This window comes from Nonomuraea sp. SYSU D8015, from assembly GCF_008065375.1.
Lineage (GTDB): Bacteria > Actinomycetota > Actinomycetes > Streptosporangiales > Streptosporangiaceae > Nonomuraea.
In genome coordinates this window covers 98,575-122,052 of record NZ_MU084033.1, presented here as the reverse complement: position 1 = coordinate 122,052, position 23,478 = coordinate 98,575, and the positions used below count along the sequence as shown (strand labels likewise).

The window sequence follows — 23,478 nt, the reverse complement described above, 5'->3', positions numbered from 1 at the left end:
CAGCCGCGTCATCGTCGCCGATCGCGCGCTGAGTAGTTCGTCGATGAGCGTGCGGTCCTGATCGGTGAAGGCTCCCGCGTCCTGGAGGGAGGCGGCCAGCTCAGCTGCCTGTTCGGTGAGCCATCCGCGGAAGGCCCAGGCGAAGTTGTCCTCATGGTTGGCATGGGCCCAGGCCGCGACATCGGCAGAGGCCAAGGACAGGGCCAGGAGCCGCGCCCGCACATCGTCGAGAATGGGCCCGGGCAGGCTCGGTGGCGTCGTTTCGGTCTCGGCTGGCTGCGCTGCGGCCGCGGCGGACGTGCCTGCTGAAGGGGGAGCGGCCTGGCCGGGTGGGCTTTGGCCTGGTGCGGTCAAGGCGATGGGCGGGAAGGTGCTCGGCACGCTGGTGCGCAGCGGGTGGTGGGGGCCCTGCTGCGGAAGCCATTCCTCGTAATAGGTCTGACTGATCAAAGGTTGGGCGGTCGCGGGCTTACCGCCGTAGGTCTGGCTGTACCAGTCGGCGAAGGCGTCGGCGTCGGGGGCGTTGAAGCCTAGCGCGGTAATCTGTGCCTGCTGCCGGGCCAGGTCGCGGCCTTCTCGGGACCCGCCAGACCCGCTGGGTGCCGAGGCCGTAGCCGGGGGGGTACCCGGGTTGTCTCTTTTCAGTTCGTCGTTGATCTCCTTGATGCGCTGTTCCAGGTCGTTCAGCAAGTCCGCTTCCCGGAACGGCTTGTCGAGCAGGGCAGTGGCTTGCTCGATGTCTCGGCGGGCCCGTTCGATGTCTTGTTGCCAGTCGTTGCGCAGCTCAGGCATGGCAGCTAAGTGATTTTCGAGCGTGCGGACGAGGCCGATCCCGTCGCCGAGGTCACGATGATCCACCGAAACTGTCTTCACGCCCACAGCGTCCGGGAAGCTGAACCAGATCGATTTTTGATATGTCGGATAGAAGTTCGCCGTGAGGCGGAACCCACCGAGCTCTCCGACTGGGACGTGCTCGAGGTTGTCGCCGCGGGGGATGCGCTTGAGGGTAGTGGCGATAAAGGCACGCAGATGATCGGCGGCGTCGGTTCTCTTGGTGTGCGTATGGCCGTCCACCACCATGGCGAAGGCGTCGCCTCTGGTGGGAGTCCACAGCTCCAGTGCGGCGTCCAGCCTGGAAATATCATCGACTGTGTCCTGGATGTCCCGTTCGCGCCGGCGGATGGTGAGCTTGAGATCGTTCAGCTTGCGGGAATGCTGGCCACGGCGACGCTTGAGCTGCGCGACGGTCGCCTCGAGTTCCGCTTTTTCCATCAGTCGGGGGTCGTCGGCGCCGGCTGAGGCGAACGCAGCGAAGCGCAGCGTGTCATCGTCTGGGATCTCCAAAATTCGCACCCGGGGGTCGCGCTTCTTCAGCATGCGCAGGAAGTTCGCCTTCCGTTCACATGCTTGGTCACGGAAAGGCTCGTACGACTTCTGGGTGCGGAAGACCTTGATGAAGATCTCCTCGTTTTGGTTGCCCTGACGGCGGCCGCGGGCGTCCTCTTGGTCGTGATAGTCGGGGCGCCAGTGTCCGTGGAATTTGTAGAGCCCAGCGACTCTCTTTTGGACGTTAGTGCCGACGCCCATCCGTTCAGTACTCCCGATCAGGATATGCACGTGACCGGCATTGCAGGCGGCGAACATCTCGCTCTTTTTGCGGCGATCCGTCGCTTCGTGGATGAAACGAATGAGAGTCGGATCTATACCTCGCTGGATGAGAAGTGTGCGCAGCTCCTCATAGATGCTGAATTTGCCGGTGCTGTTCGGGACGCCGATGTTGCAGAATACTAGAAACAGGCTGCCCTTGACGGGGTCGGGTTCTCCATTGTCATCGAGGTAGACGTCGTCTTTGTGCGCCAGCCAGTCCTTGTAGATTTCATCGGCGGCGTAATCGACTTTCTGTTGTTCGTCAGTGGACAGGCCCACGAGGCGCACGTCCTGGGCGGCGTTGATGCCGTCGCCAATGACCGCCACAACCGTGTCCATGCCCTTTTCCCGCCGCCCTTGTTTGGCGGCTTCATAGCGCTCGGCGAGGACGTCCTGGAAGTCGGCGAGTTCGGCCGACCGCGGGACGAGGATGATTTGCGGTTTGCCGCCCACGATGGCTGGACGCCAGAGTCCCAGGTCGTCGTAACTTTTGATGTCGGCGAAGCTGTGGTAAGTGAGCAGCAGTTCAGGGACATTGACCAGTTGCGTTACCCGGACCTTGGGCTGGTAAGAGCCGTTCGCCTTGAGTTCGAAACGGACCTGCGGGGCGGCGTAGGTGGCCAACCACGAGTCGGCGGTGTCGAAGCCTTGCGCTTCCAGTAGGTCGGGGCGCAGATATCGGTGGATGACATAGATCTGGGTGATCTTATTGGTGACGTCGGTGCCGGTCGCGAAGGTGCCGACTCGTTTCCCATGGTGTGCTCGGGTGTATCGGAGCTTCATTTCCAGATCGGCAGCGCGATCGGATCCATCGATCGACATGCCATCCACGTTGGATGGTGTCCAGAGGTTGTTGTAGTCTTGCGATTCGTCGATCACGATGTAGTCGAGGCCGGTGTTCTCCCAGGTCAATCCGCGATGTTTGGAGTCACTGGTCTGATCTTTGATCTTTTCCTCGAAGCGTTCGAGGACTTGCTCGGCTTCCTTGACCTTGTATTCTTCGACGCCTTCCCATTCTTCGATGGCGGCGTTGAACATTTCACGCACCCAGGACAGGTAGTCGGTGCGTGCGTCTTCGGTCATGGCGATGCGTTTGAAGGCATTTTGCGTCAGGATGACGCAGTCCCAGTTGCCGGTGGCGCATCTGCTGATCCACTCTCGCTGGCGTTCGCCTTTGACGCCGCCTCGGTCGGAGAGGTCGTCGTTGTCTCCGCAGAGGATTTTGGCCTGCGGATAGGCCCAAAGGAATTCTTTGGCGAATTGGTCGAGGAGGTGGTTTTTGACGACGATGACCGGCTTGTTGACGAGTCCGAGCCGTTTGAGTTCCATGACACCGACGATTTCTTCTAGCGTTTTCCCGGCGCCCATGTCGTGGAACAGGCCGGCGGCCGGCTCGTAGATCATGCGGGCCACGGCCGCGTGCTGGTGCGGATGCAGGGTGATCGCTTCGTTGAGACCGGGGGTGCTGAGTGTGACGTCGTCGTAGCTGCGCAGCACGATGGCGTTGTGGTGCCAGTTGTACAGTCGCGCGATTTCGTCGGCGCGCTCGGTGTCCTCCCATACCCACTCGCCGAAGCGGGCGTTGAGTTCCTCAGCTTTGGCCTGGGCTGCTTCGGTCTGCTCGAAGTTGACCACGGTGCCGCCGCCGTCGGACTCGTCCCGTTCGTCGCGTACCTCGATGGTGCGCAGGTTGAGGAGCTTGCGGGCGAGGTCCAGGGCGTTGACGCGGGGGGTGCCGTAGACCTCGGTGGCCAGGACGCTGTTGCGGTCGCTGCCCTTGACCTTCCACACGCCGCGGTCACGGGTGACTTTGATGGAGTCGTCTTGCAGGGTTTCGCGCAGGAACTGCTGCACGTACTCGGGGGCGACGAAGATCGCGCCGAGGCGGGCTTCGATTTCGGCGGCGCCGAGGTCCTCCGGTTGTACGGCGGTCAAGGCCTCGACGTTGGCCTGGTAGGTGGGGTCGATCTCGGCGGCCGATTGGGCCTGCTGCAGTTTGACGCGGACGTTGCCGGCCAGGTATTCGCCCGCTGGCACGAGCCGGTCTTCGATCGGGTCCTCATAGACCAGGTTGCCGAGCGCTTGGCGGGCTTGTTCGGGGCTGCTCAGGCCGAGTAGGTCGGCGATCTCGCTCAGTCGCACCTCGGCGTGGGCGTCGAGGCATAGCGCGAGCGCGTCTTCGGGCGTTTCAGCGTGCTCGGGCCGGGAGCGGGGTTTGACGACGCGCTGGGTGAAGATGTCGGTCTTGGAGACCTGCTCGCTGTCGGGGTCGTAGTGCTCCAGTGCTTGGACGGTGATGCCGAACGGGTCTTGCAGGAACCTCCTGATCACGGGTGGGCGGATCTTGTATTCGCGCTCTTCGCCCTTTTTGTTCTTGCGTTTGCCGATGTTGTGGCGGTTGAGTGGTCCGTAGGTGCGCAGGTAGGCGTCGTAGCGGCGGTTGAGTTCCTGGCGTAGCCGTTCCAGGGCTGGGCTGTCTTCTGCGGAGGAGGACTCGGCCGTCAGGAGGGACAGCAGCACGTCACGGAGCTTGAGCAGGTCGCGGATCTCGCGGATCTGGGTCTTGGGGATGTCGTAGGGCTCTGCGAAGCCGTTGACGATGCGGGTGAACCCGCCTTCGGGGGTGGCGGTGATGAAGCCTTCGAAGTTCTGCTCATGCGGGTTGATGCGGAAAGTGTCCAGGGCGGGCTGGTCATTGGCCTCGCGCGGGGTGTGGGTGAGGTCGTAGCGCCGGGCGTGTTCGGCCACCTCGTCCAGGGCGCGTGCCAGTTCGGCGTGCAGGTCCTGCGGGGGCCGGACCACGAGTTGCCCGTCGCGGTTGGGGCCTTGGCCGGTGCCGAGGGTGCCGAGCACCATTTCGGGGTGGTGCAGGAAGTATTCGTTGACGTGTTCCTCGTGGCCGTCGAGTTCGACTTTGCGGGCCTCTTGCCAGAGGAGGTGGTGGGGTTCGCGGTCGGGTTCGCGCCGCCGCAGGATGATCAGGTCGGTGACGACGTCGGTGCCTGCGGCTCGCTCATGGGCGCCGTTGGGGAGTCGGATGGCGCCGACGAGGTCGGCCTGCTCGGCGATTTCCTGGCGGGCCATGGGTCCTTGCTCGGTGCCGTCCATCGTGTAGCGGCTGGTGATGAAGGCGAGCAGGCCGCCCGGTCGCACCAGGTGGAGGGCTTTGATGATGAAGTAGTTGTGGATGGCGTGGCGTTGGCTGTTGTGCAGTGGGTCGGTGGGGGCCGCTTTGCCGAAGGGTACGTTGCCGATGGCCAGGTCGAAGCTGTCGTCAGGCATCCGGGTGTCGGCGAAGCTTTCGGTGCGGATGACCGCGTCGGGATACAGGTGGGAGGCGATCGCCGCGGCGAATGGCTCGCGCTCGATGCCGACCACCTGCGCCTCGGGATGGGCGAAGCCGATGAAGTTGCCGCTGCCGCAGCCGGGTTCGAGGACCAGTCCGCCCTCGAAGCCCATCGCTTGGACGGCGCGCCAGATCTGCTGCACCAGAGCGGCGTCGGTGTAGTGCGTGTTCTGGGTGCTGCGCCGCAACGCGCGATCGTCACGATCGCCGAGCAGGTCCTGCAGTTGTTCACGGGCGGCGGCATATGCCTGGTCGCGGTCCTTGAACACCTTCTCCGCCAGGGAGCCGAATCCTGACCAGCGCGCCAGGATCTGCTGTTCCTCGGGCGTGGCTGGCCGCTGCTCGGCCTCCAGCCGGTTCAGCACGGTCAAGGCCTCCAGGTTGGCCTGGAGCTTGGCCCTCGGTCCCGCCGGCGCGAGGTCGTCCTGGCCGGTGGGGCGGAAGGTGACTAGCTCAGCAGCGCCTGGATCGCTTCCGAGTCCTGCGGGTCCACCAAGATCATCGACCGGATGATGTCGTCGCGCACCGTCATCCGGTCGTTGTTGGCCAGGCCCAGGTTGGTCATGAAGCTGCTGGTCGTCGCCCGGTTCGCCCGCATCTCCTCCAGACGGTCCTGTTCCTCCTGCTCCGCTTTCTCGCCCAGGTCCGTGAAGAACTCCTGCGGATCGGGCAGTGTCGCTAGGAGCTCCGGCAGGTGCTTCTCCCAGTGCGCCTTGGCCTGTGCTCCGTACTGGTTCATCGCCATCATCGACACCTCCGCTGCCGTCTGGCACCAGTATGTCCGGTCCCTGGTGCCGCTGTGGCCACAGCATCAGGTCCTGGCCGTCATCGCCAGGAGCACGGCCGAGGGCGTCCGGTGCGATCGTGGTGTCCGGGGTCTCCTGTGGTGCCTGCCGGGGAGGGAAGGTGACCGGGTGGTCGGCCAGGAGTGATGAGCCGACCTGGGCCGTGCCGGGCGTGTTCTGCCTGGTGCTCGGCTCGGTCGGTGTGGCGGCATGGAAGGTGGCGCGATTGTTAGCGCCGAACAGGGTTCGGCTCGTGCTGAGCTTTTGCAGGCGCAGCGCGGCTTGGGGTTGATCCCAGTCGATGAGCTGGTGGCCGTCATGCAGGTGCTTGAGCTCCCAGGCGAATTCTTCGGCCGTGGCCTCGTTCGGCTGCGGGAAGTGCAGAATCTGGCCGCTGCCCGTGTGGGCCACCCACCACACGCCGTCGTCGACGTCGGGAACGAGCAGGAAACTGCCATCGGCGGTCAGCCGCCATTGGGCTGCCGCCAGCTCGCGCGCGGCCTTTCGATCAGGCAGAAGCGGGGAGTCGCCGCCGTGGAGTAGGTGCTGGCGCACCTGATCAGCGCTGGTGAAGCGGGGTTCAAGGGGTTCGCCAGGGTGCCAGGGCAACATAGGGCCGAGAGCCTGCACGGATGGTTCGGTCCGGTCGGGCCGCTCTTGCCACACCAGCAGATAGCGGCGATGCTGCCGCAGGAGGTCCTCGAAGCCTGGGTCTCCGAAGCGGTGTTCGTGCTTCCAGTGCTGCCCGGCTTGGACGGCCAGGCCGTCGATGATGGCGTCGAGCTCGTCGGTGAGCAGGTCCTCTGGGTCGAGTTCGCGCAGCCGGGGGTCGTCGGGCGCGACGATGCCGATCTTTTCGCCACTGTCCAGGTAGAGGGTGGATTCGCCCTGTCCCTCTTTGAAGACGATCCTGTAGTCGCCGTCGTTGTCTCGCTGCAGGATGCCCAGCACTTGCCCGTACTCGGCGTTGTAGGCCACCCGGCGGCCGATGAGGTCGGCGGTGGGCTGCTGCGGTTGGTCGAGGAGGTGGGCGGTGCCGGCGCGTGGCAGGCCAGAGCTCTGCCAGCCGCTCGTCTCCAGGATCTGTTCGAGCTCGCGCCGCGCCTGGTGGTCGCCGGATGGCAGGTCGCGCAGTGCCGTCGCGAGCTCTTGGCCGGACATGGTTTGCCAGCTGGCGCGTTGCTGCCGTAGCTGCGGGGAGGGGGCTTGGTAGCCGGATGTGCGCAGCAGCCCGGCGATCTCGTCATGGAGGTGGGCGGCGTAGTCGATGCCACGCTCGGTGGCGTCGGTGAGGTAGTCGGAGATGTTGGCCCAGAGGTCGGCGACCGCGCCGGCGTCGGCCCTGTCGAGGGCCATCAGCAGGTGAGTCATGTCGCGGCTAGCTGCCTCGCGCGCCTCTGGACGGTCGTGGAGGGAGGCGATGGCGCGAGGCAGGGTCGAGGCGCGGTAGGGGGCTCTGTCTTCGGCGTCGAGGAAGGCTTCCAGCAGTTCGCGCCAGCTGAGCCGTTCCTCATCGACTTCCCGTACGGTCGGGTCCGGCTGGTTGAGGGCGTCGTCACGGCCGATCGTGTAGTCGCGGGCCCCGCGGTAGGTGTCGAAGCTGAGCTCCTCCTCCAGGTCGGGGACGTCGCCGGTGGCGATCATCTGAAGGGCCATCTGCCAGCCATTGCGGTAAGCGGGGGTCGGCACCGGCGGGCCGCCACGGCGGCGACATTCGCTCGCAAGGCTCGCTAGGACGATGGTCAGGTGAGTGATGCGCTCGGTGTGCTGGCCGGAATCGAGGTGACCGTAGGTGTCGGCTGCGTCGGCGGCCGCTCGCACGCTCGCATTGACGGCGTCCAGGTCGAGATCGTTCAGATGGCGGAACCGCGCGGCGTGGTCACGCAACAGCAGCGTGGCCGAGACTGCCGCCTCACCGTGGAGGCCATCGAGGCACGTGGTGATGGCGTCGCGGACGGGCGCGCTGATGCCGATCGCGTCGGCGTGTTCCAGCGTCCCGGCCCGTATCTGAGTGAGGGTCAGTTGCTGCAGATACGGATCGCGTCGGACCAGGACCGGGCCGCGGGGTGCCTCCCAGGGCTGTCGGCGTTCGTCGGGCCAGGAGGTGAGGGTGTGCTTGAGCGAGCCGTGCCGTCCGTCGTCGTGCCGCCAGCGCCCGGTGTCGTCGGCGAAGATGAGCTCGGAGGGAAATTCGGTGCTAGGACGAGTGAGCAGCGTGCCGGTGATGGTCACGTGGTCGCCGCGGCGCGGGATGTCTTCGCCGGCCAAACGCTTGCGGTCGGCTGCGGTCAAAGGGGTGGTGAATTCGATCTCATCGCCGGTGATGAGGTCGGCGCTGGTGACGATGAGGCGGCCGGTTTCCGCGGCGTGAACCTGCTGGACGACTGCCTGCTGCTCCTCGTCTGCCTGCTGCGACAGCCGGGTCAGCAGCTCGTTGTGCGCCTTGATCGCGGGCGAGGTGGTCAGGCCGCTTTGGCGGTCGAAGTCAGCGCGCAGCGTCACGATCGTGTCGGCCAGGGTGAGGCCCTTGTCTGATCGCCATGTGTGAGCGATCTGGGGCAGGTTAGCGGCGCGCCAGGCCAGCGGCTCGCCGTCAGCTCCGATGAGGTTCTTTTCCAGGTACCGCGCCAGCATGGTGACGTGCTTCCTGGAGATGAGCAGCTTGTCCGGCAGCAGCGGCATGCCGGATCCGACGGCGCAGATCTGCCAGCGTGCGCCCTGCTCGTTGTACCAGAGGAGATTGCCGGAGGCTGCCATCGACAGGGTGGTCTCGTTGGCGAGGTCCAGGAGGCGGTCGCGGATCACGTTCACCTGGCCGCCGTCAGGGCCAACACCGGCGCGTGCGATGGCATCGGCGTGCTGACGCAGGTGGGCACGCATGTCGGCCACGCTGGGGTATGCCTTGTCGGCGAGTTCGTCCAGCACCAACGGGGAAGGGGGAGGGACTGGTGTTGGCCGCTGCTGCATCGCTGGCCGCGGCGCTTCGTCCGGGGTGTGGGCGGGGGCACCGCTGCTCGCGCCGGCTGTGTGACGGTCGCTGGTGGTTTTCGCCATGGCGGCCGGAGGGTCGGTCGATTCGTCCGGGTCGGGCGCTCGCGAGGGGCGTGCGTGCCGGTCGTCGGCCGCGAGCGTGCTGGTGGGGCGGACCGGGGTGGGGCCGGACTCGCCGGGGAGGTCTGCGGGGGCGAGCAGGCGCGGGTCGTAGCGGTGCAAGGCGGGTAGTTCGTTGTCGAGCACGAACGCTCCGCGGATGGCAGCGATCAGGCCTTCCCAGCTCTCCGGCGTGGTTCCGTCGATCGCCATCGCCTCGCATGCGCGCAGGTACGCCTGCGCGATGTCCGCGCCGATCAGCGGGATCCGGTCGGCTGCATCGGGCAGGTCCCAGAGGAAGGTTTCACCGTCGGGCCCGCGCAGCTGGGTGAGGTCGGCGGCGAACCCAGCGGCGTACGCGGCCGTGTCGAAGTGGTACGGCCGCAGGATCAGGCCGGTGCCGGTGTGGGCGAGCGCCCAGGACTGGTCCGCGGTAGGCAGCAGCAGGAAAGATCCGTTGCCGACCAGGCGCACGTCCGCGTGCCGGGCCAGTTGCTGCGCCGCCTCGCGGTCGGCTTGAGCCTGCCGGTCGCCGCCGGCGTGCAGATGGGCCAACGCCGTGCCTAGATCGCCGAAGCGGGGCCCGCGGGCCGGGGCTGTCCGACCGTTCTCTGCGACCGGGTCTGCTGCGTCGGCCAGCAGGTAGGCCAGGGCATCGCGCCAGCTGCCGAAGCTGGCCTCGGACGCCGCGCGTCCTTCGAGCCGGTACTGCCAGCCCGCGTGCGACTCGCGCAGCTTGCCCACCAGATCGTCTTTTCGGTAGACGCGGAAGATCCGTTTGTCGCCGGGCTCCACGCGCACGCCCAGGCTGGGCAGCTCGGATGGTGGCGTCGCGAAGGGCCGTCGGCCGACCAGTCGCGCGTTGGAGGGGATGCGCAGGTGGGTCAGGGGCCGTCCGATGGCGTCGTGGTGAGTGCTGCCGAGTGGGAGGTGGGAGCCCATCGGCTGGCCGAGGGTGTCGAGTGCCTGCCAGCGCGCGGCCAGTAGTTCCAGCTCGCAGGTCTCGGCGCCTTGCTGGATCCGGCTGCCCGGGGCGATGCGTCCGGTGACCCGGACCGGTTCGCGGATGGGCGCGTCGGAGCCTTCGAATGCCTCGGGGTTGTCGACGGTGGAGGCGTCGACGATGACGGAGATTTCGTCGCCTTCCAGGAGGTGGTGGGCGACGGCGTCGGCGTCGTGGGCCCATCCTTCTGGGAGGGGGTTGTCGGTGAAGGAGGGGGCGGGCGGCAGCGTGGGGCGGGCGGGCTGCGGCTGGTCCAGGCGGGTGACGGTCTCGGTGGGCACCCAGCGCCGGTACAGGCCGCGGTAGGCGTCGTCCACCTGCACTTCGTGGCCGTCGGAGGCGTGGAAGGCGGGGTCGCGGTGGAAGGTGATGTCCTGCAGCGGGACGCCTTGCACGGGGTCGAACCGTTCTCCGCTGATGCGTGCCCGGACCAGGAGTTTAGCGCCGCCCTCGATGCCGGCGGCGGTGCGGATGCGCTGGTCGTGTTCCACGAATTCGACGCTGTCACCGGCGTTGAGCTGCCAATTCTTGACGCGTTCGCCGTAGCGGGCGCCGTGCCGGTCGCGTACGGCGGACTCGTCGGGGTCGCGGGGCAGGAGCGTGTTGCGGAAGACCTCGGCGGTGACGCCACCCTGCAGGTGGAGGTGGAAGTGTCCCGGCCGGGGCTCGGTGACCGCGACGACCTCATCGGTGATCTCGCGGTGGTCGCTGCCGAGGGTCACGGTGACGCGGTCGCCGACGGCGACTTGGTCGGCGTAGGCGTGCGCCGGCCCGGGCGGGAGCCGGTCGGGGTCGATGCGCGTGTCGTCGTCACGTTGGGTGAACCACGCGGCTTCTGCGGTGTTGTAGCCGTGCTGGAGGTCGTGTTCGCCCTTGACGCGCATCAGCGCCTCATTGAGGGGCTCGCCGCGATCGGAGCGCCAGGCCTGGTTGAAGCTCGGATCGCGTGACCACGGGTAGGGGGCGCCGGTGGCGTCGCGCAGGTGTTCGTAGGCGGCGGCCAGCGACAGGGCGCCCTTGCGGCCGCCGTGCTGGGGTTGGAAGGCTTCGGGAACGACGAAGCCGTGGGCGGCGACGACGAGGAGGTAGGTGTAGCGGCCCTTGTCGCCGGAGCGTTGTACGGCCAGGATGCGGCCGGGGGAGAGGGTGTAGTTGCCGCGCTCTTCGTCGGCGTGCTCAGCGAGCCCCTTCAGCACCTGTCGCATGCCTGGGGGCATGGGGCGGGACTCGTCGTCGGCCACGTCGCCCCAGTGGCGGAGCATCTCATCGACGTCGGCCGGGAGCGGGTCCGCCTCCTCTGAAGCCGGGGCGGCCGCCGGTGTGGTTTGCCCTGCGGTGCTGGCGGGTGCGGACGACGGGCTGGAGGGGTGCTGCCCGCCCGGATGGTCGTCGGCGGTGCTGGCGAGAAGGTCGGCCAGGGCTTGCGCCGAGAGGGGTTGGCCGCCGTCGTCGAGCTGCGCCCGGTAGGACACCAGGTGCCCCCACCGGCGCTGCTGGAGGTCGAGGCGGTCGGTGTTGGTGGGGTAGGGCGGGCCGAGGTCGACGCGGGCCTTGGCGTAGTCGAACAGGCCGCGCAGGGCGGTCGCGGATAGGGCGGACAGATCGGTGTGGCTGGCGTCGATGGTGTCCGTGATGCCGAGACGCCAGCCCAGGTTGATGCCTTCGAGGTATTCCGCATCCGGGCGCGGGGCGCGGTCGGGTTGGGTGGCGGCGATTTTGGCTGCGGCACTATCCCAGGCCACGGTCAGGAAGGCGAGTTCGCGGATGCCGGCGGCTTTGCCCTCGGGGGTGTGCTCGAGGCTGAACAGGTGGTGCGCTTTGGCGTGCAGGCGGGCCGCCTCTTGATGCAGGCGTTCATCGGCCAGTTCGTCGTATTGCTGGCCGTGGGCGGCCGCGGTGTGGGTCAGGGTGATCAGGTTGTCGTCGCTCATGCCTGCCAGAGGTTCGCGCATGAGCGGTGCGTAGACGATGTCCAGCGCGTTCATGGCCTGGGTGACGGTGTCGGCGGTGACGGTGTAGGCGCGGCGCTCTTGGATGCGGCACAGCGCGTCCAAGGCCTCCAGCCACGACATGGTGTCCGTGCGCGAGAAGGCATCGGGTGCGTTCGCTCTGCCGTCGGTGTAGGCGATGGCGGCATCGAGTGCTTGCGGGTCCAGGTGCCACGCTTCATGTGCGCGCTGCGGGTTCTCGGGCAGAGATCGAGCGAGCTCGATGCCGGGCCAGCTGTTGCTCCATGGCTGAATGCGGCCGCGGCGGCGCCATCCGAGACCGAGTACGACCACCGCGACATCTGGGGTGCGTTCGCCTGCGTCTGCCCTGGCCAGCATGCGCCAGCCCGCCTGGTCCAGTCCGGCGTAGTCGAGCCTGTCCACCTGGCACAATCCGGCATACAGGGCCCGCTCATCAACGCCGATGCCGTTGCGCTCCAGTATCCGCAGCGCGTCCACGACATCGCCGGGCAAGCGGAGCGCCGTGGCGGTCTCCACCGCGATCTTCGCGGCCTGTGCGGGCTCGCGCAGGTAGACGGCGGTCAGCAGGCGGTTGAGCTCAGCGGCTTGGAGCAGGCTCGTCTCATCGTCCGGATCGACCTCGAAGCCGATCAGCTGGCGTGTCAGGTGTCCCAGCGCGTTGGCGGCCGCGCTGTCGTCTCCTTGCTGCACCGCCGTGGTGTAGGTGTCGAGGGCCTGGACGACCTCGCGCTCCTTTTCGGCGGGCAGCACGCCCGGTCGTGGATGGGTTAGTTCGAAGTCGTCCTGCCCTGCCTCTTGCGGAACGGTTGTGGCGGCTCCGTGAATGTGCGCGTCGGCAGGCGTCGGCGCGATCTGGGTTCCCGTTTTGGCGGTGGGGGCGAGTTCATCGCCGGGGGGCGGTTGGTAGGTGAGATACCAGCCGAGGGAGCCGACGGAGAGTTGCTGCTGGGCGCGGGTGAGCGCGACGTAGGCCAGGCGCATTTCCTGGGCGTCGGGGAGGACTTCCTTGCCGGTCTTCTCGTCGATCTTGGGTTTGGCGGTGAAGTCGCCCCAGATGACGACCTTGGGCCATTGGCCGCCCTTGGATTTGTGGGCGGTCATGACGAACACCTGCGCCTTGCGGGCGGGGTTGCGTTCCTCCTCATCGACGAGCTTGTCGACCATCTCGCTCAAGCTGGCGGGACCGAACTTCTCGACGAGCCGGACGAACATCTGCAGGTTGCGCGCTTCGGGCTTCTCGGCGTATTCGCGGACTTCATCCCAGTCGCGGAAGGCGGCGAGCTCGGGGTGCTTGGTGCGGCGGCCTTCCAGCAGATCTTCGGCGGCTTGGGCGATGTCTTTGATCTCGTCTCCGCCGCCGACCATGGCGACGCGTTTGCCCTTGCCCAGGGCGTCGAAGACGGCGGCCACTGCGCCAGCGTTGGTGCGGCACACGATGGCGTCGGGTTCGTCGATGTCACACAGCTGGGTGTCGAGGGCGGGATTGCCGATCAGGCGGTGTGGCGAGCCCAGTAGCGCCAGGATCTGGTTGCCGGCCTCGGCCACGGCCGGCCCGAAACGGAAGGACAGCGTCAGCGGACGAACGTGGGGACTGGGCCAATCGATCAGCGCGTCGACGGCGCCGCGGAACTCGTTGATGGCCTGGTTGGAGTCGCCGACGACGACTATCTGGGCTTGCTGGTCACGGATGACCTTGGCCATGACCGGGCTGATGTCTTGCGCTTCGTCAAAGAAGATCACGTCGAAGTGCAGGCGGGGGTGGCCCAAGGCCCAGATCTTGACGTAGTCGTCGGGCGTGAACTTCACGCGCCCTTCGGGGTCGCAGATGTTCTCCCAGGCGGCTTGGGCGTAGCTCAGGATGCGTTCGGCCAGTTTGGGGTGGGCGAACGCCTCGTCCGGGAGGTGAGCCTGGGTGATGGCGGGGTCGGCGCTTTCCCGGAACTTTTTCACGGCCGCCATCGCGTAGCCGGCCAACTGTTCGGGCGAGATGTCGCGGTCGCGGAGTTTGAAGGGCCGCGTGATGCGCAGTTCAGCGGCGATCTGGTTGTTGTAGAAGGCTCCGTCCCAGTTGGTGGCCTTTTGCACCTTGGCGCTGTAGCGGCCACCGAGCAGCGAGCGGTAGGCCATGCCGTGGAAGGTCAGGCAGCTGACGTGCGGGCCGAAGACGTTGTCGCGAATGGCCTCTTTGATGACGGATTTGTTGAAGGCGGTGTAGAGGATGGCTTTGCCCGTCATCCGGCGAGCCAGCCAGCGCAAGGTGGAGGTCTTGCCAGTGCCGGCCAAAGCCTGGACGACGACATCGTCGCCCGTGTCGACGGCTTCGGCGATCTTCAGCTGTTGCTCGGTGGGCTGGAAACGGGCCGCTTCCTCGCGATCCAGGTCGATGAGGACGCTGCGCACGGCTTCGAGGGAGGTTTGCCGCCGGTGCCGGGATCCGATGTACTCCCAGTGTCCGCGTCGCTTGCCGCGTTCGCCTTTCCGGAACGTGAACTGGTTGTCGTGCAGGGTGCGCCGGATCACCGGTGGATCGTCTTGGCTGGTGCCGGACACGGTCAGCAACCCGTCCGCCTCCCGGATGCGGATTTTCTGGCTCCAGCGCCCTGCATCGGCGGGAAGCGGGTCCGCCTCTGGCCGCGGGGCCGGGCCGATGTCATCCATGTAGCTGGGGCTGGGAGGCAGCGGTTGCCGCGGCCGGGCCGCAGCTGGATCGTGAGCTTGACCGTCGAGTGATGCGGGCGTGGCCAGCGTGGCCGGCGCAATCGCCGTGTCCTGTCCGTCCTCGGCGGGCGTAGGCGGCTCGGGCGGCTCAGGCGGTTCAGGCTGTTGCGGGGCTTGCGTGGCGCTGGCCGCACCGGATTCCGGCACGGGCGTGGCCGTGCCTGTCGGGGATACGGCGCCGGGCAGCACCGATGCGCCGGCGTCGCTGGGGCTGCTATCGGACGCCGGTGCGCTCGCCGCCTCGCCGTTGGCGATGGTCTGGCGGATGTGCGCCCAGTCCTCGATCAAGGGGTCGGCCTGCTCAGCCTGATCGATCAGCTGACGTGCCTGATCGAAGGCTCCCGCGTCGTACTGGCGTTTGGCCTCGGTCACCAGCTCTCGTGCGGTCTGCGTGCGAGCCTGTTGTTCGCGTGCGGCCTGGCGTACGCGGCGTTTGAGGTCTTTGGGGGTGAAGGCGAGCACTTCGGGGTGTGCTGCCAGATAGCTGTCGATCCAGTCCTTTTCGATTTGGCCCGCCTCGCCTTGGTAGCCGTGCTGGCCGTGGACCTCGGCGATGTACCGGCCGGGGTCGCCGGTGACGGTGTAGCGGGCGGCCGTCTGCTCGATCGCGGCGACCAGTCGGGCGCGCTGTGCCGGGCTCATCCCTTCGGGTGATGGCGGGGTGCCGTCGTCGGTGGTGGGCAGCGGGGTCGGGTCGATCCAGAGTTCGCGTAGCTCGGCGCGCAGCGCGTCCCAGTCGCGGGCGTCGGGGTCCTGCTGCTCGGCTTCATCGATGAGCGCCAGCCCGGCCTGGAGATCGCCGTCGTCGACGAGGCGGGTGGCTTGTGCTCGGGCTTGGCTGATGCGGTCGCGCCGGGCCTGGTTCTGCCGTCGAATGTCGGCATGGTCGTGGTCCCAGGCGTCGCGCAGGCGTGATCCGATTCGGGTGAGCCGTTTCGTTTCGGTGTCGATAGGTCCGCCGATCTCAGCGGCGCGTTGGTGCTCGTCCAGGAGATCGCGGTAGGCCGCCCAGCTGGTGAGCATGGTCATCTCATCGTCGCCTCTCAGCGCCTGCTCGTAGGCAGCGGCGGCGCTGAGGATCTGCTCGGCGATGGGCTCGGGGAAGATGTCCGGCTGGGGCAGCAGGTCGGTGGTGTCCGGTGGCGGCTCCACGGGGCGGGGCTGCGCGGCCGCGTCATCGGCGGGAGTGGACGGAGGCGCCGGTCCTAGTTCGGCGTGAGGCGGGTCGGCGTCCTGCCCGTCGTGCGAGTCGGCGGGTGGGGCTGTGGGGTGATCGGATGGGGCCGCGCTGGCGCCGGTCATGGATGCCGGTGAGGCGGGGGCGGGCTGGGGGGTGCTGTCTTGGCCGGCGAGGGCGCGGACGGTTTGATATGCCTCGTGGACGTGGGGGTGCACGGCGGTGATGCGCGCGGAGAGGGCGGGGTCGTCCCAGTCGATGACCTGGCCCCCCATACGGGCACGGGTCAGCTGCCAGGCGAGCGCTTCGGCGGCGTCCTGGTCGGGCAGGGTGAAGGCCCGCCAGATGAAGCCGCTGCCCGGGTGGGCGATCCACCAGCCGGAGGAGGCTGCGGGGACAATGAGGAAGGAGCCGCCGGCGACGAGGTGCCAGTCGTCGCGCTCGGCCAGGGCGGCCGCCGCCTGCTGTTCGGGCACAGTGATCAGGTCTCCGCCGCTGCGCAGGTGGTTGCGTACCTGGTCCTCGGTGGTGAAGCGGGGCCTTTGGATGGTGCTTTCGCCGAGGTCGGTGGTCGGTTGGCCCGCCGTGGTAGCTGGTGTGGGGCGGGTGGCCGCCGTCGGCGCGGCCGGGGTCGGAGACGCGGCGGTTGTGTGCGCGGCCGGGAAAGGCGGGGGCTGGGGCGCAGCGGGCGTGTCGAGGGCGGTCGCGGGCGCAGCAGCGTCACCGGGCAAGCGGGCGAGAGCGGTGTCGGGTGCGGTGTCGGGCGCCGCCTGGCCCTCGTCCGGTGTGTGATCGGGCGCGCTGGCGGCTTGCTCATCTGACGGGGCCTCGGTGACGGGCCCGATGTGCTGGTCGGGGTCGATCGGCAGCTGGACGACAAGGTAGGTGTTCTTGGCGTGGCGCGGGATGGCGCGGGTGACCGGTTCGCCCAGAACACCGTTGGTCAGCTCGCGCCCGTGGATGCGTAGTTCACCGACCAAAGCTTGGGGCGGCTGTGCCAGGACGAACACCACAGGCCGGATCTTGAGGTTGCCCAGGGCATCGCCCGCTCGCAGAGCTTCGGCCGTCTTCGTCTGCATCCACTCGGCGGGCAGGACCTGAGCCAACTGGCGTACGCGGGCGTGAAGCGCCCCAAGATCGAGGCTGGAGACCGGCGATGCGGGCTCGACATCGAAGAGGGTGTCGCCGGGCTGGGTGAGTGTGGCGTTGCCCAGGGGCGAGGACTGGGCGCCCGCTTGTAGGAGATCGTCACGGACGGCTTCGATCGTGGCGTCGAGCTCGTTGTGAGCCTGGTGCCAGTGGCCGCGTTTGCCGATGACGTCGAAAGCGAGCATGCCGAATCGATCGCCGAGCAGTGCTTTGGCCCGAGCCGCGTCGGCCAGCAAGGCCCGGTGGTCGTCGGTGAGGGCGGGCTTGATCCAGCGCTCGCCGAGTTTGTCCCACGCGATCGTGCCGGTGCGGGTGCCGGCGAAGGTGTGGATGTCGATGCTCAGGCCCTTGCTGGTGACGTCCACTTTGATGTGGTCGTCCGGGGTGCTCGTGGTAGTGGCGTGCGGTCCTTTGGTCAGCTTGCGCAGGGCAGTCGAGTTGTCGATGTTGCAGGCCAGCGCGGCGAAGAAGGTGGCGTCGAGACCGCGCAGGGCGGAGAGGACATCGTCGTCGGTGAGCGGGCGGGGACGGATGCGCAGCTGGGGCAGATAGCGGGCCGCTGCTTCGTCCAGAGCGAGTGGGATGTTGTCCTGGCCCCGGTAGCTGAGTTTGTCCAGCGTGGTGTGGCCCTGCCGCCGGTAGTGCACCTCGAAGGTGACGCCTTTGGCGTGCAGCTCACGCAGGATGAGGTCTTGCCGTGCCTCGTGCGCATCGCGGGGCTGCGGGAGCGAAGCCAGGGCCTCCTCGTCGGCCGGCTGTGCCGAGGCAGCGCTGGGATCGGTGGCGGACGCGCGCAGGGCGGTGGCCAAGGTCTGGGCCAGCGGGCCCTGCAAGCGTCCGAAGTAGAGGTCGCGCACCTTTTCGGACAGGTTGGTGTCGTGGCGCATGTGCCGCACCAGCCATGCCGACACAATGCGCCAGGTGAAGTCGGCTTTGTCGAGTTCGGCGGCGGCCCGGTGCAGGGACGCGTCGGTCAGGGCCTCGGCGACCAGTGCGGTCAGAGCCTGGAGGTCCTGCGCCGTGGCGGCGCCGGTGTGGTCGGGGTGGACGGCTGCGATGACGGCGGCCGCGGCTTCACCACCCGGCAGCGTGGGCGAGGGGGGAAGCGTGGCGGGTGCGCGTTCGGGCGGCTCGTCTTTAGTTTGCTCGGCCGGACTTGTGGGAGTGGGGCGTGCGGGTGGACGTGCCGCTGTTTGCGGCGGCGATTCGACGCTCGGCTGGTTGTTCTGTTCGGTCTTGGTGCGTTGTGCCGGAGTGCCGGGATCGCGGTGGCCTGGTGTCGGGATGTCGTGGTGGCCCTCGCCGTCGGGTGGGCGCTGGCTCGGCTCGTGTGAGGTCGTGGGCGCCGCAGTCGGCTCGGCCGGGTCCTGGCCGAGTTCGTGGGTGGTTGGGGCGGGTGGCTCCGCTGCGGGCGGCTTCGACCGCCGGGGTTGTGGCGTTGCGGCGGGGGCTGGTGCCGGCGGTGCTGGCGCCGACAGCACCGTCTGGAGCAGGTCGAGGCGCGTGCCCGCTGGCATGTCGTCGTTGAGCTCGAGGCGTCTGATCACCTCGGGCAGTGATCCGCGCGCGTACGCATCCACGATGAGCGCGGCGAGCTCGTCGTACGGCGCGGCGGGCCCGGGCGCGTGAAGGTCCACGCGCTGACGTCGGGGTGCGCGTGAGGACAGGGGGGGCCTCTGCCGGAGGAAGACGATCTCGGGGCCTCGCTGGTGATCGTCGCTCTCGTAGGTTGAGAAGGTCTGCGGCGCGTGTCCCAGTACCCAGCCGAGGATGTCCTGCAGCCCCCACAGCAGGGGGATCGGGTCGTCCTGGGAGATCACGGCCAGTTCGGTATTGGGGTGATGCAGCGCGGCAGCGACGAGGGCCGCCAGTTGGGGAGCGCCGGTACGGGCCCGCTGTTCCAGTGCTTCCAACTGGTCGACGAAGCCGGTCATCAGCTCGGGCCACTCAACGGGATCGGCGCTCGTCGGCGGGTTCGCGGCCCAGGCCGCCGCTTGCGCCAGCGCTACTCGTCCGGTTGGCTGTGCCGCCGGCACGGCGCCGCCGAGATAGGCCATGACGCGCAGATTCCGTCTGCTGTCGGCATCCTCCGAACGCTGACGTGCCAGCACGACGACGCGTCCTTCGACGTAGAGTCGGCATACGCTGACGCCGGGCCGGTTGCCTGGGTCCAGCCAGGGGGTCAGATGGTGGTCCCAGCCGCGGGTGTCAGGCAGTGAGGTGCGCACCGCGCGCAGCCCAGTTCGCCGTTCGTCCCACTCGTACTGAATCCAGTCCACCCGCGCACGCGGCGGGGCCGTGGCAGGTGGGGCGGATGCTTGTTTTTGCGCTGGGTCGGAGAGGGCGGTGGGCGTGGTCTCGCCTGCCGCCGGTTCGCCGGAAGGGGGTGGCGTCGGCGCCGTGGGAGCCGTGCTGTGTGTCGGGGCCGGGTCGGTGGGTGCGCGGTTGGGGGTGGCGGCGGCTGGCGGCGCCGCTTCGGAGGGCTGCGCCGAAAGCGGTCCGGCGGTGTCGAGGGAGGCCAGCACCTCGCGGTGGACGTCGCGCAGCAGGCCGTTCGGCAGGTCGGGGCGGTGGGGATCGTCCCAGGCAAAGCCGAGCGCGGTGCTGTTCTCCAGTGCTTTGAGCCGCCAGGCGAAAGCTTCGGCCGAAGCCGCGCTGGGCACGGCCAGGCCGTAGTAGAACTCTCCGCGGCTGGTGTCGGCAATGCACCAGGAGTCCCGCTTGCCGGCCGGACTGGGCGCGATGATGAAGGAGCCGCCCGCGGCCAGATGCCAGTCATCGCGTGCGCCCATGTCATGTGGGCCGCTGTAGGGGTGCGTGTCGTGCTTGTCGCCGCCGCGCCGTAGATGGTCCACCGCGTCTTGGCGGGTGACGAAGCGCGGGCCGGTCGGCTCGAGGGCGGTGGTGGTCGCGGTGTCGGTGTCGGGCAGGGGGGTGAGGTGGACGGGGGAGTCCGCGATGCGCTCGTCCGGTTCGATCGGCAACTGCGCGACCCGGTAGTGATCGTTGGGGTCGACACGGATCTTCGTCGTGGTGGGCTCGCCCAGGATGCCTTCCTGCAAGAGCCGACCGGTGATCCGGAGGTTCTTGGGCCCCTTTCTGGGCGGTTCCTGCAGGACGAACACCTCAGGTGCCTGGGAGTTGAGCGACAGCGCATCACCCGGCTGAAGGTCGTCCGCTCCCTTGATGACGATCATTTCGGCGGGCAACGCCGCAGAGAGTAGCGACAGCCGAACCTGCAGGTCATTCCATGTGAAGGGGGGACGGCGTGGCTGGTTTGGGTCGTTGGTCGCCCCGGCTGGTGCGGCGGGGAAGGGATACAGCACCTCATCGCGCGCGGCGGCCATGATGGCGTCCAGCTCGCTCAGCGCATGACACCACAGATGCCGGCGGCCGACGGTTTCGAAGGCGAGCATCGTCTGGCGCTCGTGGTAGCGCTCATGCAGCGTGCGGGCGTCGGCCAGCAGGTTTCGTTCTACGGGGGTGAGCCGGATCGCATGGCGGCGGACGTCCTGCCAGGAGACCAAGCCCGCGCGACGGCCTTGCGGGGTGTGCCGGTCGATGGACAGTCCGTGGACGGTGACCTCGACCCAGGTGGCGCCTTCGTTGTGCGGGTCACAAAAGCCGCGTGGCTGCTTGGTGAGCTCGGTCATGGCGTCGGCGTCATCGAGGGCGGCCACGAGCGCCGGGAAGAAGCTGGGTGCCAATCCTTGCAGCGCGAAGACGACGTCTTCGGGGGTGACGGCCGCAAAGGGCGGCTCGGCGGTTTGGGACTGAGCAGGCTCGCCCACCGCAGCGGCCGGGGGTGGCTGCTGCGTGGAGGGAGCGGTGGTGTGCTGTGCCGGCTCGGCCGGCAGGGCGGGCTGGCTGCCTGTGTGCGCGGCCCGGGCGGCCAGTTGCTCCCAGCGCCGGGTGTAGGCCTGCCGTTCGTCCTCGCCGAGGGTCAGCAGCTCGGGATGCAGATCGAGATAGGCGCCCAGCCATTCCCATTCCACATCGGTGGCCTGCAGGAGCTCGGCAATGTGGTCGGCGGGGTCGTGGGTGTCGGCGAAGTCGGCCACACGCGCGTGCATGAACGCGATCAGGACGTCTCGGCGATGCCGGGTGAGTCCGGGCGGCGAGGGTGGCTCCTCCTGGACAGGGTCGGCGCGCTGCGGCTGCGGGCATGCTTCGGCCACGGCGTGCCGTGCGTCGTCGGTGTCGAGGTGGTGCAGGTCGGCCTTGCCGTCCGAGCGCTCACCCATGACCTGCCAGCCGTCGTCTCGCTGGATCAGCAGGCCTGCAAGGGTCAGTCCGCCGCCGACATTGATGCGGACATACTGTCCGGCCAGCTCGGCCAAGGGCCGGGGATGGGCAAGTCCGTGCGGGGTCCAGGCCAGCGGGTTGCCCAGCTCGTCGAAGCCCAGGGAGCGCAGCGTGACCTCGGACGCTTCAGTAGGCGTGGTGTGCGAGGCCTCCTGCGGTTCGTCGACGGCCGTCGGCGGCCCCGGTTGCGCCGCCGTGGCAGGGCTCGCTGCGAGGGGCAGGGGGGCGCGATTGAGCGTCTCGCTCGAAGGTGAGGATGCGGGCGTGCCGCCCGTGGGCGCGGTGGTGTGCGGCGCGACCTCGGGGGGAGGCGTGCTGGGCAGTTCCACACCGGGGAGCGCGGTGAGGGCATCGTCGTTCGGCAGCGGTTGGAGGGCCGGGAGACGGTCTGCGGTGCCGGGCGGTGGGCCGGGGGGCGTAGGTGCACCGGCGGTGGTGGGAGCGTCGGCGTCGGCGGGGTGGGGGTCGCGTTCGCCGCTGTCCGGGGATGCTGTCGGGGTATCGCCGGAGTGCAGGTCGTCGGCCAGGCGATAGAGCGTGGCGGAGGAGGGATCGATGGGGATGGGTTTGACCTCGTCGCCGACCCGCAGATGGAGCTCGTATTCGCCTGGCTGGCCGGGGCGCGGAGTGACGGGTCCGACGGCCTTGCCCTGATGGATGCCATCGCGTTCCACGACGCGGATGGTGTCACCGGTGACGATGCGATCAACGGTGATGCGGCCACGCGGACGGGCATGGCGCAGGTGGTGTTCATCCACCCGGTTTTGGTCGTCGAGACGGACGGCGAGGCTGTTGATGCCGTACGCGCGGTCGAACACCGTGATCTGGTGCTGGATCTCTTCCCGAAGGCTGCGTCCCTCGGCCGAACACCACTGCAGGCTGTGTTCGCGGGCATGGGGAGATTGCCAGGGAAAGGGGCGCCCTTGGGGATCGAGGCAGTGGCGTTCGATCCAGTCGGCCAAGTCACGCGCCTGCTGACCATCGTGGCCATCCACCAGCTGGTCCTCGATCAGCACCAGGGTCCGGGCCAGCGCGATGTGGTACTGCCCCTCACTGCTGAAGACCAGCAGGTGACCGTCACGGCTCAGGCCCAGATCGTGGGCGCTGATGACCTGGTCGATGAAGGCGCGCCGCTGCAGCGCGCGCCGCTGGTAGGCGTCGGCGCTCTCCTGTTCACGCGGCGGTGGGAAGGTCTCCGGAGGATAGGCGGTCAGGTAGGCCAGCACGGCCGCAAGATCGGTGAAGCCGGCCCGGTCAGCGGTGGGCTCGTCCGGCTGCAGCGCAGGCAGATCGGGCGAGGGTGCAGGCGCGGAGACGGCGAGGTCGGCCAGCGCCTGGGGGCGGCGCAAGACCCAGAAGGCCGGCGGGCGACCGCGACCGTCGGGATAGATCCATTGCTGGGCGTCGTCGGTGTTGGCGTCAGGATTCACGCCGGTCAGGACGAGCCCCTGCGGGCCAGTGTGTGCCTCACGGGTGAGCACCAGGCGAGATGGGTTCTGCTGGACATCACTGATGAGCCAGCCCGGACGCAGGGCGGTGGCCGGGTGGCGGTGTCCGCTTCCGTCACGCGGGGGCGCTGCCTCGGCGAGTCGTTTTACTCTCAGCAAACTCTGTTGGATGCGAGCCTGCGCGGCCTCGGCAAGCTGTTTCGGCCGGCCCAGTCCTTGCTGAATGCGGGCCTTGGCCGAGGCGGCAGAGGTGGGCACGTCGTTCAAGGTGAACAGGCCGTCGTCCTGTTCGCTGCTGCCGTCGTCGGCTGCCGCGTGGAGATAGCGGCGCGGATGGGCATACCGGTCGACGGCCTCGTCCATGAGCTCGCGGGCCGCCTGCCGGGCGATCGCCGCCAGTTCCTGTTCGATCAGCAGGCCGCGATCGGCTTGCCCGGTCAGCCTGAGGACCTCGCGGCCACTGCGATAGGCATCCAGCGTGTCAAAGGCGTGGAGCAGCAGTTCACTGACCGGCGTGTCATAGATGACATGGAGCCAGTTCACCAGGTCGCTCCAGGCGCCCTCGACGGGCCCGTGTTCCCCGTCGGGCAGCTGCACGCGTAGCCCCGTGACCACCACTTCGGGGGTGCCCCTGGGGGCAGGAGGTTGCGTCCGTGTGTCGCGCCGTCGGCCACGCGCGCGCAGATCATCCAGATGGCGGGGGTTGCCCAGCGACCGCACCAAGGTAGCCAGCGCGGCGGCGTCCAGCTCACTCAGCACGCGTGGGATGTCCTGCGTGTTGAGGGGAGCGTAGTCGACCTCGGCCTGGGGTGCGGGCTCGGTCGGCGCGTGCGGCACCAC

Annotated in this window: 1 protein-coding gene (only partly in view); it reads right to left on the bottom strand. The window is 68.2% G+C overall.

What is annotated here, in order from left to right; translation table 11 throughout:
* Positions 1 to 23,478, bottom strand: partial view of a UvrD-helicase domain-containing protein gene (locus tag ID574_RS01445; RefSeq protein WP_188186923.1) — the 5' portion only. The gene continues 7,257 nt to the left of window position 1, outside the view; 23,478 of the gene's 30,735 nt are visible here — the first part of the coding sequence; its start codon is at positions 23,476 to 23,478; its stop codon lies off the left edge, out of view.